9 protein-coding genes are annotated in these 15617 nt (G+C 63.2%); 3 read left to right on the forward strand and 6 right to left on the reverse strand.

Annotation, left to right across the window (positions count from 1 at the left end):
• Window positions 1-46 precede the first annotated feature (46 nt).
• Both KA712_02705 and KA712_02710 read right to left on the reverse strand, forming a co-directional pair.
• The gene (locus KA712_02705) at window positions 47-955 is read right to left on the reverse strand and encodes a hypothetical protein (protein ID MCG5051846.1); all 909 of its coding nucleotides are present in this window, start codon (window positions 953-955) and stop codon (window positions 47-49) included.
• A 100-nt stretch (window positions 956-1055) separates the two neighbouring features.
• Complete coding sequence (locus tag KA712_02710; GenBank protein MCG5051847.1) at window positions 1056-1832, reverse strand: hypothetical protein; 777 nt, start codon at window positions 1830-1832, stop codon at window positions 1056-1058.
• A 414-nt stretch (window positions 1833-2246) separates the two neighbouring features.
• Between KA712_02710 and KA712_02715 the strand changes: the two genes are divergently transcribed.
• Both KA712_02715 and KA712_02720 read left to right on the forward strand, forming a co-directional pair.
• A complete protein-coding gene (locus tag KA712_02715) occupies window positions 2247-2426 on the forward strand; it encodes a hypothetical protein (GenBank protein ID MCG5051848.1) in 180 nt (59 codons plus the stop codon).
• Complete coding sequence (locus tag KA712_02720) at window positions 2426-6838, forward strand: RHS domain-containing protein (protein ID MCG5051849.1); 4413 nt, start codon at window positions 2426-2428, stop codon at window positions 6836-6838. The genes KA712_02715 and KA712_02720 overlap by 1 nt, the downstream gene beginning before the upstream one ends.
• Window positions 6839-7207: 369 nt before the next feature.
• Here the strand turns inward: KA712_02720 and KA712_02725 are convergent, their stop codons facing one another.
• Both KA712_02725 and KA712_02730 read right to left on the reverse strand, forming a co-directional pair.
• Window positions 7208-7672, reverse strand: a complete 465-nt coding sequence (locus tag KA712_02725; protein ID MCG5051850.1) for a hypothetical protein — start codon at window positions 7670-7672, stop codon at window positions 7208-7210.
• A gap of 999 nt (window positions 7673-8671) precedes the next feature.
• The gene (locus KA712_02730) at window positions 8672-9745 is read right to left on the reverse strand and encodes a hypothetical protein (protein ID MCG5051851.1); all 1074 of its coding nucleotides are present in this window, start codon (window positions 9743-9745) and stop codon (window positions 8672-8674) included.
• 1222 nt (window positions 9746-10967) lie between these two features.
• Here KA712_02730 and KA712_02735 point away from each other — a divergent pair.
• A complete protein-coding gene (locus KA712_02735) occupies window positions 10968-12284 on the forward strand; it encodes a hypothetical protein (protein ID MCG5051852.1) in 1317 nt (438 codons plus the stop codon).
• Window positions 12285-12424: 140 nt separating this feature from the next.
• Here KA712_02735 and KA712_02740 read toward each other — a convergent pair whose 3' ends face one another.
• Together KA712_02740 and KA712_02745 are read right to left on the reverse strand one after the other, a co-directional pair.
• Window positions 12425-13198 (reverse strand): hypothetical protein, encoded by a 774-nt coding sequence (locus KA712_02740; GenBank protein ID MCG5051853.1) that lies wholly within the window; start codon window positions 13196-13198, stop codon window positions 12425-12427.
• 189 nt (window positions 13199-13387) lie between these two features.
• Entirely contained in the window at window positions 13388-15616 is a 2229-nt protein-coding gene (locus KA712_02745; GenBank protein ID MCG5051854.1) for a response regulator, read from the reverse strand.
• Window position 15617 lies beyond the last annotated feature (1 nt).

Here is a 15617-nt window from a genome sequence, read left to right on the forward strand (position 1 = left end):
CATTTGCCGGCGCCGGCACGAAGGTCGTTCTTCAGCAACTTCGCCATCAAAAACTCGTGATTTTCACTTCGTGCAGCTCGCCCGCCTGATCCATGCACAACGCCAGGTTCTTCGACGCCGCCCACAACTTGGGCTTGCGTTGACCGCACGTGAGGCGCGGTAGCCTGCGCCCATCAACTGCCGCCCAAGACCGCCCCGTCGCCACCTCCACCACGCGATCATGCATGCATGTCGCGTCCATTCCCCGCTCTTGCACCGTAGCCTGGATGGCGCCGGTGCCGAGATCGCGAATGATCATCCGACTCCACTGCTTGTTTCCAGAGGGGGTCAGGAATTCGATGAGCCTTCCATCGCAGGCCAACGGTGGGTGCGAAAACCAATTGCCCTCGAACCGCCACCCTGCGCTGCTTTCGCAGCCCGCTGAAGCGTTGACGCGGAGATCGAAGGACTCGGAGGCCCACCGCTCGCGGCAAAGGACGTACCCGGCGGAGAGGATCTGTCTTGCGCGACCCACGTCCTCAAGAATGACTTTGGCGGCAACGTGAGTGACCTCCACCAGCTGCTTGCCTTTGATCGCCAAAGTGGGCCTACCGAAGAAGACGGAAGAAAGGGATTCTCCTGCGTTCCATTGGCCGAGTTTGTTTCCCTCCCGGCCGTAGAACACAACGCTATCCCGCGCGATCCAACCGTCTTCTACGGCTTCGTCAACGCGCAGCCACTGAAACCGAGCGCCGGTCTCCGCGGTGAAGAGGTCGACGGTGCCGGTTGCGGCAAAGGGGCTGTTCGAGGTGAAGCGCGGTTTCCCCGATGCCCAGTCGCCTGTGGCGACAAAGAGGCCGTTCCAGAGCACAAAGCTCCGGTCGTGAAAAACTCGAAGCTGCGTGGCGTCCCGGCGCTGCTGCAACGAAGGGACAAATGGGGTGGGGGCGGGAGCGGCTTGCGCGGGTATCGCCATTTTGGCCTGTGGCGCCTTCGCCTCGGCGGTCTTAGCAGCGGGATACGGTGCACAGGAGACGGCCAAGAACAGAGCTGCGATACGACAGGCGGACAATCTGCTATCGCGGCCCAACATACTTCGCCTCGTAAGGGTGAACCACGAAGACAACCCCTTTTTTCAGACCGCCTATGCTCATCAGGTGGTCGCGGTCTCTTGGCCGCAGGTGAATGCAGCCGTGAGAGTTTGTCATCTCCGGCACCTTACCCTGCGCAGTTTCGGCTTCGTTTTCGGCGGTGGTGTGAAACATGGCGCCTGATTTTTGTTCTGCTCCATCGAGACGCCCGTTTCTGTTCGTATCTTGGAAGAATCGAAACGCAATGGGGCCGAAGGCGTTGAAGACCCATGTGGTTGGCAACTTCTTGATGCCGTACAGGGCGTCATACATAGTTTCGACCTTGTCTCTGTCAAAGCCGAAATCCTTCAGCAGCGATCCCCACACCTCTCGGCCTTCCTTACGGCGCACGAGGTAGTGGACATCTCGCGGGTTGGTCGGGCTCGGTTTGATTGGCGTTCCCCAGGCAATCTCTGATCCCGCCCATGAGTGCGTCGTATAGGGTTCCGGCTTCAGCAGCAAGTAGCGACCAGCGGGCGTTGGCGTGAAGTCAGGCCCGCCGTCTTGATCTTTGAGGACTTTAGACGGCCCGCCATAGGCCTCCGTTCGGTAGAGAATCGTGCGGCCCCTCAGCAGGACCAGCAGACCGGGCCCGAGCTGCGCTCCGGATCGGGTGCCCACATGGGTGGGAGGAAAATGGCCAGGGTAAAAGTGAAGTTCAATCCGGGCGGTGTCCCCGCGTTCTGCGGGGGGGGGGCGAGGGGTCTGGCTGGCTGCGCTCATCTGTAGGATCCTCGTGACTTCGGCCATCTTCAGGCTGCGGCCTGCCCTGGACAAGCCAGAATAGGCCCCTGCCCCACTCGACGGTCGAAGGGGAGCATCAGCCTGAGTTTGGACGCCAGTTCCTGGCGCTTGTAAGCTGGTCATCGGCCCGCGGAGCCAGGAAGTCTCTGCCCTTCAGTGGGCACACGGGTTCCGTGAGTGGGACGGCATTGGCCCCGTTAAAATCAGGCAGGGGGAATCCCCGCCATCTTGCGCGCCCTCGCCACAATCCAGGCAACAACCCGGCGCCCCAAGCCGATAAGTCTTCCCGAGCGACGATCGATCCTAAACCAGACCTCGCCCGAGCTGGGTTGCATGTCCCGACGCAGCGATGCAGAGTGCCAGTCGAACCGGAACGGGAGCCGACGGAGCCCCATGGTTGATTTCAAGAGTGCATTCACCGACTTGAGCAAGGGTCCCACCCTGAGGGCGGCCTCGGGCGTCAGCGTGGGTGCCTGGGACGCCGGCTCGTTTGCCCAGCGTCTACAGCCGCTGCGCCAAGCGTTCGAAGCGGCGGCGGCCGAGGCACAACCGGCAGAAGGGCAGACGGCATAATGCTTGTCTCCACGCATTTCGATCCCGTGATCGGGCTCGACATCCACATCGTGTTGGTGCCGACCCCCGCGGGCCCCGTGCCCACGCCCTTGCCGTTCCCCTTCGTGGGGGTCGTGTGGAAGCCACCGGGAAACCCGGTGGCCATCCTCAAGAAGATGATCAAGGAGGCGCCCAAACGGCTGGGAAAAGCGGCCGTGAAGCAGCTCTTTCAGGGGGGCAACGCCCTCGAGGAAGAGATCTCCGCGATGGAGGACGAGATCGTCTCCGAGAGCCTGGGCGAGTTCGCGAACATCGGCAAAGGCAAGGTCCAGGTGAACCAGCTGCCGGTGACCCACACGGGCGACGGCGTGAAGTTGCTGGTGCCACACCCTCCCGTGCCAGGTCCGTTCCAGAAGCCGCCCTCAAACGATGCGGAGCTGCTCTTCGGGGGGCTGATGGTGGCGTTCGAGGACGCCATGGTGGTGCGCCTGGGCGACATCGCCATGAGCTGTTTCGACCCCACGGGGCGGGCTCCCGTATCGACGGTGCTGGCAATCCCGAAGGGCCCCTTGGTGCTGGTGCCGCGGCCTCCGGTGCCCGACCTGAAGCTCATCGCCCAGAAGATCAAAGATTGGGCAAAGGGCAAGCTGCAGAAGGTCGCCGCGAAGCTCAAGCGAAAGCTCTTCAAGCAGTTTCGCAAGCACCAAAAGCGCAGCTTGCGTTGGAAGCAGCTGAGCGCCGTCGTTCAGGTGCGATGCCGCAAGGACGACAAGGGCCTGCGGTCGATGTGGAACCGCAAGGTGTGTCGTGTCACGGGACACCCCGTAGACGTGGCCACGGGCCGCATGTTCACAGACAACGTGGACTTCGAGTTGCCGGGGCCTTTGCCCCTACGTTTCGAGCGCGTCTACGATACGTCGCTTTCGTACCGGCGGGGGCCGCTCGGACATGGCTGGTTCCACAGCTTGGACGTGGCGCTTTACCCCAAGCGGGGCGCCATGGTTTTGCGCGCAGAGGATGGGCGCGAGATCGAGTTTTCAACCTGGGAACTACCGGATCACGTGTTCCAAGTCGGGACCAGCGTGCGGCACCCGATCGAGCGCAGCACCCTGCGCTGCGTGGGCCGCCAGAAGTTCGAGCTGGAAACGGCGGACGGGCTCATCTGGAGTTTTGGTCCGGTCGCGGGAACGCCGGAGCTGAAAGCGATCGAGAAACGTCGTCGCGACGGCGCGGCGATTCGCTTTGCCTACGATGCGGGAGGGCTTCTCGAGCACGTGGTCGACAGCACGGGGCGCAAGGTCTTGTTGACCCACGATCGAGGGGGACGGTTGCAGAAAGTTTCGGTGCAGCCCACCGCCGAGGCGGCACCCCAAACGGTGGTGACGTATGCCTACGACGCCAACGATGACCTGACCTCTGCCACCGACGCCCTGGGCGGCACCTGGCGCTACGCCTACCAGTGTCACCTGATGGTGCAGGAGTCGAACCGCAACGGCCTGTCGTTCTACTTCGTGTACGACGGCGTCGACGAAGGCGCCCGCTGCGTGCGGACCTGGGGTGACGACGGCATCTACGACCACGAGATCACGTATGCCGAAGGCACCACGGTGGTGGAGAACTCCCTGGGCCACGTGACGGTCTACAAGCAAGACGAAACGGGTCAGGTCGTCTCGATCATCGATGCCACGGGCGCGGAAACGAAGTACGCGTACGATGAAACCTCGGGCCAACAAACGGCGGAGATCTTGCCGGATGGCAGCCAAACGCGCTGGGTCTTCGACGAGCAAGGCCACTGCATTTCGATCGTAGGCCCCGACGGCGCCGAACTGAAGCTCGAGCATGGGCCCTTGGGTCTGCCAACGAAGGTGGTGGATGCACAGGGCGCCGCGTGGCATTGGTCATACGACGGCCTGGGGCACCTGGTGGGGCGCCGGGATCCGCTGGGCCGCGCGCAACAGTTCGAGTGGCAAGGGCCCCAGCTGGTGGGTGTGACGGATGCCTTGGGCCAGCAGAGCCGCCTCGAGTACGACGCACAGGGGAATTTGGCGTCTTTGCGTGCGCCGGACGGCACCACGACCCGTTGGGCGCACGACCCGTGGGGCCGCGTGGTCGCCGCGACAGACGCCAAGGGCAACGTGCAACACCGGGAGTGGGATGCGCTGGGACGGCTGGTGCGGGTGCGCGAGCCCGACGGCAACGAGCGGAGGCTGGCCTACGACGCCGAAGGCAACGTGGTGCATGCGAAGGACGTGCACCACGACGTACGGTTCACGTACCAGGGCATGAACCGGCTGCGGAAGCGAGAAGAGGCAGGCACGGCGGTGCGCTTCGCGTACGACACGGAAGAGCAGCTTCTGGGGGTGCAGAACGAACACGGGATGGTGTACCAGTTCGTGCTGGGACCAACGGGCTTGGTGCAAGAAGAGTGGGGATTCGACCGACTCAAGCGCACGTACCTGCGGGATCCGGTAGGGCGGGTGCAGCAGGTGATACGGCCGCAGGGCGAGACGATCGCGTACACGTACGACGTGGCGGGACGGGTGGTGGAGGTCGAGCACAGCGACGGAACGAAGGAGAGCTTCGCGTACCGCGTGGATGGCGCCATGTTGGTGGCTGGCAATGCCGACGTGGTGGTGAAGTTCGAGCGCGATGTGCTGGGGCGTGTGACGAAGGAGGTGCAGGGGGAAGAATGGGTGGCGTCGTCATTCGACGGGGCCGGCTTCCGCACGGGCATTCGCTCGTCGAAGGGGCTGCGTCACACGATCCGGCGCAATGGGATGGGGGACGTGCTGGGGTTATCGGCGTATGTGGAAGCGGGAGGGCACGACCTGCCCTTCGAGTTCGCGCACGTGGATGGGGCCGGGGAGCGGGCCTATGAGGCCGAGTTCCAGCGCGACAGCGTGGGGCTGGAGATCGCGCGGCATCTGCCGGGTGGGGTCAGTGCGCGCTGGGAGCGCGACAACCTAGGGCGGCCGGTGCGGCAGAGCCTAGAGGTGCGCGGACAGGAGGTGCGGGCGCGCGTTTACAAGTGGGAGCCGAACGATCGGCTCAAGCGGATTTCGGATTCGGTGTCGGGACCGATCACATTCGAACACGACGCCCTGGGAAGTCTGATGAGCGCGACGTTTCAGGACAGCGCGGAACGTACATTGCGGGAGTTGCGGATGCCGGATGCCGTGGGCAACCTGTTCCGCACGCGCGAGCGTGACGATCGGAAATACGGTCCCAGCGGTGAGTTGCTCGAGGCGCGGGGGGCTGAGGGGGTGACCACGTATGCGTATGACGTGGAAGGCAACCTGGTGAAGAAGGTGGGGCCGGAAGGCGAGTGGAGGTACGAGTGGAACGGGGCGGGGCGTCTGGTGCGCGTGGTGCGGCCGGATGGGACGGCGGTGACGTTTGGATACGATGCGCTCGGGCGGCGGGTATGGAAGCAGTGGAAGGGCAAGCGCACGCGTTGGGTGTGGGATGGGAATGTGCCGCTGCACGAGTGGGTGGAGGCGGTAGAGGAGCGAGGAGGTGTGGTGCAGGTGGAGGGCGGGGAGACGGCCGCGCAGGCGCAACGGGCGGCCTTGCTTGTGTCGCAGCCGGCGCAGGGGCCGCCAGCGGCTGTAAAGCCGTTTCAACAAGCGGCGGCTGCAGAAGGAACTGCTGAACAGCCCATCACGTGGCTGTTCGAGCCCGAGAGCTTCACGCCCATGGCGAAGCTCGTGGGCGACGAGACGTTCAGCATCGTGGCCGACCACCTGGGTGTGCCCACCAGCATGGTGGACGAGCTCGGGCGGGTGGTGTGGCAAGCGCAGATCGGGACGTGGGGAGACCTAAAAGACGTTCAGGGCGTGAAGGGGGCCTGCCCCTTCCGGTGGCCAGGGCAGTACGAGGACGAAGAGACGGGGCTCTACTACAACCGGTTTCGGTACTACGCACCGGAGGCGGGCCAGTATGTGAGCCAAGACCCTATCGGGTTGATGGGGGGACTTCGGCCGCTCGGATATTGCAGCGATGTATCAAAGGAAGCTGATCCTCTGGGGCTGTCGAAGTCCTGTACTAAGCTACTTCCGCCCGGGCCAAAACGGCCTCCGGAGGATCCGACCAAGCCGATCGTCGGAGCAGAGTTGCCGGTTGGTTACCGCTTTGAGCAGGCGGTGGGGCCAAATCAAGCCGCACCGGGCGCTTTCGGAACGAACGAGACGATCACATCCGTCGGATTCGTGAGGAATGACCTCGCGGTCATCCCGTCTTTCAAGGGAGAGATTGCAGGTGTGCGGACGGTAGAAGTCGTCCGGCCCGTAAGGGCACAAGTCAGTACAGTTGGACCGCAAACGGAAAATGGAGTGTTGTATCCTGGGGGACGGACGCAAATCCAGATTCTGGAGTACGACCCAGCAGATCCTTTCGTAAAGTTCGTTAGCCCTGTTCGCTCCTTGCCACCATAGGCCCATGGATATTCCAATCGACGAGCAAATCCAAGCGATCCTAGAGGGAGAAATCGGTGCTTTGGCAAGCCGATATACCGGTGGGGATCTTGATGCGCTCGACCAGATGTGGACTGTGACCGCGGTAGACGTTCTTAACGAAGCACGGGCTCGAGGCGTGTCGAGCTCATGGGTGCATTGGCAATTAGGGTCAGAAGACGGCTTGTACATTGTTCCGAGCGGACCAAGGTGGGTGCTACTAATGCAGGAGCGCGGTTCTGTACTGTGGCGACGCGACTACAAGACGAAGGAGGAAGCAACAGAGGCCGCCGTGAGGCTTTTTCTTCTCCCGCGACCCCTCAAGCCTTAGGGGCGCCTATGCCTCGACCACTACAGGGGCCGCGCTGGCGGGTCTGGCCCCGTTTCGTGTTCGCGAGGTGTCCGGCCTCGAGGGACAGCTCGAAGGCGGGGGGCGAATCCGACGGGCGCGGGCAAGGCGCCAAGCTGCTTCTCGACTTCAGCTCGTACGTGCCGGAGCACCGGAGGGCGCACACGCTCGCTGACCTCAGCGAGCGTGGGCTGGCACTTGCCGAGCAGCGCGGGCGTCGAGGTCACCAGCACCAGGAGGGCCGCCCGGACCGCGCTGTAGCGGCGGCGTACCCATCGCACCGCTCCGGGCAGCTCGATGTCTGGCCGCAGCCCGTCGGCCGCGGCCTCTATCGACGGCGCGGCTTCCACCGCGGCCACCACGGTCTCCACCTCGTCCAGGGAGCCACTGAGCCGAGCCGCCAAGCAGTCGGGCAACAGGCAGAAGGTCTGATGGGCCGTCGGGCAGTAGTACCGGGCCACCCGCATCCCAGCTGGCTCCACCCGGGCGTAGGTCCCAAGGCTGCGAAAGCCACATTTGGCACCAGACCCATGCTCCGGGCACTGATTGAGCCTTGCCTGTCGCCAGCCTTCCTGCTTAACGTATTCCTCGCTGGTCAGTACCGTCGCTTGGCGCAACTGCACGACCGGCCAAGGGCTCGCACGGTTGCACTGCGTGGCGGGCCCAACCTCTATCTGGGGTCCCAAGGGCAGGCGTCATGCCTGTCGGCAGGTAGCCTTACCCAGTTCCCGGTTTCCCGCAAAAAGCCACCCCGCGGCCCTCCCGCAGTCTGCCCCCTCCTCAGGGGAATCACCAAGGGCTCAGACCGTGAAAGCCTTCCTGGGGAATCGGGGATTTACGTGATAGCTAACAACGCAGGGCCTAGTTGTCGACATTGGATCACAGCCTGCAGGGCCGTCCGCAAAGCCTGACGGACCGTTCTACGAGGTGGAGAAGCGGAGCCTGTACAAAAATTGGAAAGGTGAAGTGGAGGTGATTCAGCATGACCCAGGGTTCTAGAGAAGCCGAACCGCACCTGCGTTTTGAACAGCGGGTTACAGAAGCATTTCAATTCCTGGAGAGTAATGGTTTTCAGCGATGCCCATTGCATAGTAGCGACCTTGCCACCAGAGATGCATCCATCAGAGTCAGGTACCACCGCGAAGGAGCCGCCGTAGACGTCGAGATGATGGTTGGCCTCAACATATTTGTCCTTGTTGGATCCCTCGACGAGTCCCAACCGGCTTGTTCCGCTCTCTTCCGAAGGTCGACGCCCTTGGAACTGATTCCAACCTCCGTTCCGTTGCCGTTTCCCTTTCGATCCCCGAAAATAAAGACCTTGTCCGAAAGTGCATCTGCATCTTACGTGCGACACCAAAAGAAGGTTGCTGCCCACTTCAATGAGGTCCTCCACTATCTATCGCTACGAACGCAAGAAGCTTTGGAAGAAGGGCGACTCTTCGCTGACACGGCTGCGGCGCCCTAATCTAGTAGGTGCCGGTGCAGGAGATCGAGAAAGATGCCAGGCCGGGACCACAGGTGAGCGCCTGATCGGTCCCCGGCGTCGGAGCCTGGCTCTTATCGCCGCGAGGCCACAAGAGGAGAGCGGTGCCTCCGGCTGCAAACAAGCCCCCGATGGCGTAACCAAGGACCATGCGGGTGCCGAGGGCGTCATAGTCCTGTGCAAGCTGGTCGCACGAAGCCCCGCCGGTCACGATGCCGTTGGTGCGGTCGCATCCGCTGGTCGCAGCATTGAAGTCGCTTGCTTTTCCTTCACGTGCAATGTGGGAAGCGACTCCCAAGGTAAGGCCAAGTCCTCCCGCTACCAGCGCCCCGATTCCAACGGACTTGGTCCAAGACGCCGCGGGTTTGGAGGGGGCAGACTCAGGCGGCGCTGGGATGCTTGGAGAGAGTGAGGTGTCGGGCGGAGTCAGGGCTGATACCTGCGATTGGACCGGGGAGACGAGGTTGACTTCCACGGCGCGCGTTTGTCCCGGCTCCAACTGGTAGGTGGCAGCAAAGCTCTCGAACCCGGGGGCTGCTACCGACAGCGCGCTGTGGCCGGGAGGCACCCGCACGGAGGGTTTGTCGGACAGAATGGCCACGAGCGTACCGTTGACGCTCACCTGCGCAGTTCCTGGGGATCCGAAGATGCTGAGCGTGGCCAGGTGTTTTCGTACGTCTTCGATGGCCGTCTCGAGTGTGCGGCGATTTCTCGACACCCAGGGGTCGCTTTCGGCGGTCAGCGCTTCCGTGAGATGTCCGTCGGCGTCTAGCCATTTTTCGACCGCCTGCTCACAAAGGCCGAGCTGTGCAGCGGCACGCGGCGTGTGCGCCATGTCGTAGGCGCGCTGAAATTTTTCGAGAGCTTCGGTATCTCGGCTTGCACGTCGCAGTTCTACGCCTTGTCGAATGAGCAGCTCGCTAGGATCGGGCGCTGCGTCCGCGGGAGCACTAAATCGAAGACTCGAGAGCAAGAGTACGAGGGCTGCGAGCCGTGGGGACAACGCTCTCGCCTCGGCTCTGGCACGAGGGGCTTTGAAGACGAAGTTAGGAACCATGCTTCTCATCGGATTCTTTCTCGGTGGCTGCTGGTATCCCACAGGTTAGGACGAGTATCCTTATCCGTGGCGCGGGGTGTTGTCGAGCAGGACCAGATCGGACGAACGGGCTGTTGCATCCTGCCGAGTCCCGCTCGACGCTGGCACCGGCTCCGTTTACACCCGATGCGGGTCGCTTGTTTGTTGCGCCCCGGGTCTTTGCAGTTGTGAACTCCTGAGTCACGTACGCGGAGGTACCGCAGAGCTCGACTGCCCGGGCAGAGGAATTCGAGCTCGTGACATCGATCCCATTGCAGCGCCCCACAACGCCCGCTACCAGTCGAGGTCGGCGTGACCATTCCCATCCGAACGACTTGACGGGGAGGGTGCTGCTTGCTTAGCCTGACGCCAGATGAAGCGCGACAGCAAAAAGTGGCCCGTTGAGGTTGATTGCCGGCGCCTTGGTGTAGCGCTTCGCGTACGGTTGCGATGTTCGAGCGCGTTCTTCGTGTTCCTGCTGGGATGCTCTGACCTGAGGGGAGGTGGTACAGGGAACCCTGCGGCCATGCTGGACGGTGCTCCGGACGGAGATTATGCCTCGCCGTCAAGCGACGCAGGGGGGGCGCAGAGCCCTGACTGTGGGTCCACTGAGTCCGCCAACAACTGTGGGTATTGTGGTCACGATTGCACAACGCTTCCCAATGTGGCGTCACCGAATTTGGTTGGCTGCAAGGAAGGTGCGTGCGTCGTCCCGCAGGCCGCGTGTCGACCAGGAAAAGCACATTGCTCGGCTGACCCAGACGACGGATGCGAAGCCGATTTGAGCGAGGCTTCGACCTGTGGTTCCTGCAGCGTATCGTGTGGCGCGGACGCTTCGCTTTGTGGTAGCGCGAACGGCATCTATCAATGCCAAGCGAGCTGTTCAGCGGCAGAGCCCACTGTGTGCGGGACCACCTGCGTAGACACAATGTCGAACCGGTTCAACTGTGGTCAGTGCGGCAAGGCCTGCTCTACTGTCAACGGGGCGAGTTCGTGCGTTGCGGGGCAATGTAGCATCGTATGCGTCCAAGGCTTTGGAGACTGCAATGACAGCGCCGGTTGTGAGACCGATATCGCTGGCAAAGACGATCAAAACTGCGGCGCATGCGGCAGAAAGTGCGAGGCCTGGCAAGCTTGCTCCCTAGGGTCCTGTTCACCCCGTTACGAACGGAGTCTTGTATGGCCATACGACAGTTCAAGTTCCGTGTTTGCTGGTCCCGTCTCCGCTGCGATAGACAACGACGGCGGCATTCTGGCAATGGTTGAATTCTCCGACGGCGCTGACTTGGATCCTGGTCCCGGAGAGTCGCTAGCAGTGGGCAAGGGTATAGCCATCACAAAGTTTTCGGAGGCGGGAACAGTTGAATGGGTGCTCCCGATTAGGAGATCGAGTGAGAGCTTAGGTGTCGCTATCTCGAGTTTGGCGCTATTGCAAGATGGATTTGTGATCGTGGGGACTCTGTTTTCCACAACGGCAGTTTTCGAGGGTACAGCCGGGGCAGTCACCCGTAGTGCAGGGCCTCCCCTCTGCTTCATCGCTCGATACGATTCGCAACGGCGTGTCAGTGTTCAGACGCTGGGAGGCTCAAGCCCCGACAGCTCATGTTACGCTTACACAGTTCTTCCCTTCGCGAGCGGGTTTGCGGTCGCAGGGAGCATCCAGGGAGAAGTGGCCTCTTCTAGTGGTCAAAGCTTCAATGCGGGAGCCGAGTCAGACGCTTATTTGGCCCTGATGCGCATGGACGGAACGTTCTCCAGCGTGCAACTTTTTCCGTCGACAGGCAAAGGCGTTCAGAGTTCAGGCGCGAGTGGGAAGATACTTTTGCCCCGCGTCGAAGGTGGAGCTTGGCTGATTGGTACCCATTGGACAAAGATTGACCTCGACCCCGGTCCGGGAGTTTTCGTTCGCGACGTCGCCGAGTCACAACAAATCTTCGGCGTAGCGGTAGACAACTCTGCGAACTTCGTAGAGGGGTGGTCTCTTGAGGGGAGCGGCCTCGACCTGAATGGCGCCACTACAACGTCCAGCGGACATATCGTTCTTTCTGGGGGTGTTGGTGCAGGGAAGGACGGACGTTGGATCGATCTTGACCCCAGCGCATCACGGCTCGTTAGGAAGGATGTGACTTCATTTCTTATGCGCCTCTCAGGGGCTGAGTTTGTCCTCGGAAAGGCGATTCCGAGCAACGTGGACATACGTCCGATCGCAGGACCGGGTGGCCAGGTCATCGCGACTGGTACCTTTGGTGACATTGTCGACTTCGGCGAGATCGGCGGTGGAGTACACGTTGCTGCCGACGGAAGACTTTTCGTAGGCTACCTCGACGAGGAGATGAACCTCTCGAAACTTACCTTTTTTGGTAGTGCAGCATCGGGTCTAAGTTCGATCTGGTCGAGCACGCGAGGCTTTGCACTGCTCGGGTATCTTATCGATGGCTTACCCACCGATCTTCATCCGGGCAGCGCGAAGGAAATCTACTCATTTACAAACGCGACCTTCGTCAGCCGGTACTCATTTTAGAGTCTCTGGCCTGATGGCGATAGTTGATATCCTCACTGCCATCGGCTTCCTTTGGGCGCTCGCTACATGCGGAAAGGGCGTGGTTTCCGCTCCAAGGCGCCTCCGCTCGGGCGAAGGCACCTTGGAAGAACGGCAGGCCTCTACTCTCGTTTGGCTCCCTGCTGGATCCACTGCTCGACTTTTGCGATCTCCGTGGCGTCAAGCGGATCCCTTCCACCGGCAGGCATTCGGTTTCCGCAGCCCATGGGCAAGAGCGTACTCCCTCCCGTGATCTTCGAGAGGAGGATACTGTCGCCAGGCATCATGGGCTCGACCCTCTTCTTGCCGTTGTACTTCTCGCACTTGGAAGTCGTCCCTTGTACGAAGTTCCAGGCGTCGGTGTCCGTCATTTGGCCGAAAGCGTTGCCGTGGCATTGAGCACCCGCGCAGTTCATCTTCAACAACGGAAAGATATCCGCTTTAAACGTCAGGGAAGCCGCCGCGTTGCCGCCCATGCCGCCCGTGGCGTTGCTGCCGCCCATGCCGCCTGCCGCGGTGCCACCCATGCCGCCCATGCCGCCGCTACCTCCCGACCCGCCCTTACCGTCCGAGCCGCCGCTACCCGAACCCCCGCTGCCCGACCCACCGCTGCCCGAACCGCCCTTGCCGTCCGACCCGCCGCTGCCCGAACCACCGGTACCCGAACCGCCCTTGCCGTCCGAGCCGCCGCTGCCGCCCTTGCCGCTCGAGCCGCCGCTGCCCGAACCGCCGCTGCCGCCCTTGCCGCCGGATCCGCCGACGCTGCCGCCGGATCCGCCCTCGTCACCATCGCCTCCGTCGTCCTCAGTCGAATCTGAGCCACCGCAGTTGGAAACGGTCAGCCCCATGAATGCCATCGCGGAGACGGCCAAACCAATACGAAGATGCTTCTTCATCGAATACGACTCCTTTAGGGGGCGTCCGCAGCCGTCACTCGACGAGCCCGAGCCGCCAGCACTACTACAAGGCCGCACATTCTACGGGCCTCTCTTCCATTAAGGAAGCGCGATGACGGCCCCAGGGTTTTTCTGAATGCGCACTGCGTCATGAATGCCCGGCTGCGGCTCCCACCGGTACCCTTCACCTCACAGCGGGCCGCGCGCCGCCGTGAGCAGCCTTTGGAGCGTGCGCGCCAGCACCTGCCGCTGGGGCGCCTTCACGACCACGGCATTCGCCCCAAGCCGGCGCGCCCGCTCCTGGGTCGACTGAGCCGTGCGCGACGACAACACCACCACCGGCATGTGGCGGAGCGTGGGATCGCGGCGGATGCGCTGGATCAGCTGGAACCCATCCACCCGCGGCATCTCGAGATCCGTCACCACCGCGTCGAAACGTCGCTCGTTCAGAAGCTCCCACGCCTCCCATCCATCCTCGGCCGTCGAGGTCTGCAAACCCGCCCCCGTCAAAGCCCGTGCGGCCGCCTCGCGGGCCAACCGTGAATCGTCGACCACCAGCACGCGCGGCGGCCCCCGGCGGGCAAGAGGCGCCGGCGTCTTCGGGCTGAACGCCATCTCCGCAAGCGCTGCCACGTCCACCACCAACTGCACCTTGCCGGCCCCCGAGACCGTTGCGCCCGAAAAATAGGGCAGCAGCGACAAAATGGCTCCCAGCGGCCGGATCACCACCGTGCGCGGACCGATGATGCGATCACAAGTGGCGGCGAACGCACGCTCGCCAAAGCGCAGGTGCATGAGCGCCAGCCGATGATCGGGTGGCGTCTCGAGACCAAGCAAGCTCTGAAGCCTCAGCACGGGCAGCCGTTCGCCCGAAGTCAGCGTGACGTGTGAAGACAGCGTGGCCCGCGCCGCGGGGCTTTGGTCGCTGGTGGGCGGCAGCGCGCCCACCACGTGCCCGAGCGGCACCGCATAAACCTGCCCGCCTAGCTTGAACAGCAGTGCCTGTGCGATGGCCGCCCCCATCGGCACGCAGAGCGAGAACGAAGTGCCCACGCCCCGCTGCGAGTGGCACGCCACCCGTCCCCCAAGGCGGGTAATCACCGTCTTCACGATGTTGAGCCCCATGCCTCGCCCTGCCAAAGCGTCGACCGTCGCCCGCGTCGAGAACCCAGGCTCGAACAACACCTCCAGCAACGCTTCGCTCGTGAGCGTTCCCAAAGGCACGCCCTTGCGGTGAAAGAGCGCGGCCTCGACCTGCGCGAGGTCGACGCCCTGTCCATCATCCTCGAACGTCACGTACACGAAATCGCCTTCCAGCCGGGCGTGCACCCGCAGTGTGGCCTCTTCGGGTTTGCCGGCCGCCCTGCGCGCCTCGGGCGTCTCCATCCCGTGGGTGAGCGCGTTGCGCAGGAGATGCAGCAAGGGCTCGAAGAGCTGATCCAGCGCCGCGCGGTCGAGCTCGAGCTCGCCGCCCTCCGTGCTGAGCTTCACCTGGGCTCCCGTGCTGGCCTGAAGCTCACCCAGCGCCAGATGCAGGCGTCGAAACAGCCACTGGAAGGGCACCAGGCGCACCGTGCGCAGATCCTCGTTCAACGTGTCCGTGGCCCGACGAATCGCCAGCGTGTCTGCGAGCAGCCCCGCGTTGGCGCGGTCGAGGTGGGATACCACGGTGGCCGTCTCCCACTCGAGCTCTGAAAGCCGGGTCAGCGCTTTGCGTGTGGGTGGCGCTTCCGTCATGCGCCCATCGTCGATATGGGCGTGCAAAGTCGCCAAGGCGTAGCGCATGGCGCTTCGTCCCTGGTTCAGCTCGCGCTTGAGCCCATCGAGCTCCGACAACCTGCGTTCGATCCGGGTGCGTAAAACGATGAGATCGCCTACGTGATCGCTCATCGCCTCGATGGCGCCGCTGTCCATCGTGAGCCGCCGGTCGGCTTCGATCCGCCGATCACTGCGCCGCCGTTCGTCCCGGGGGGGCGCATCGAACGCCGGGCTCGGGACGATGGCAGGCTCGCCCGCTTCGCGCGGCACGAGCCGCTGGCGCGCGCCCTCGAGCAGAGCCTTGAGCGTGGCGATGTCCTCGCCCATGCGATCGAGGATGCCACCCGTGGGCGCCAAACGTCCCTCGCGCAGCTCGGCGCATAGCTCTTCGAGCCCGTGGGCCACGTCGGCGATCGCCGCTTGCCCCACCGTGCCCGCCGCCCCCTTCAGCGTGTGCAACGAACGAAAGAGAGTGTCGATTTCGTCGGTGGCATCGCCCCGCGTGTGGCCGAGCCGCGCGAGCGCGCTGTCGGCCCGCTGTAGATGCCCGGCGGCTTCGTCGAGAAAGAGGTTGCGTAGCGCCTCGGCGTCGGCCGGTGCCCATTCATCCATGGGTTCGCTCGGCCCCGCAGGGTAGGGCCCGTGGGGAGGCGCGGACATG

It is taken from the genome of Myxococcales bacterium (assembly GCA_022184915.1).
Taxonomy (GTDB): domain Bacteria; phylum Myxococcota_A; class Polyangia; order Fen-1088; family Fen-1088; genus JAGTJU01.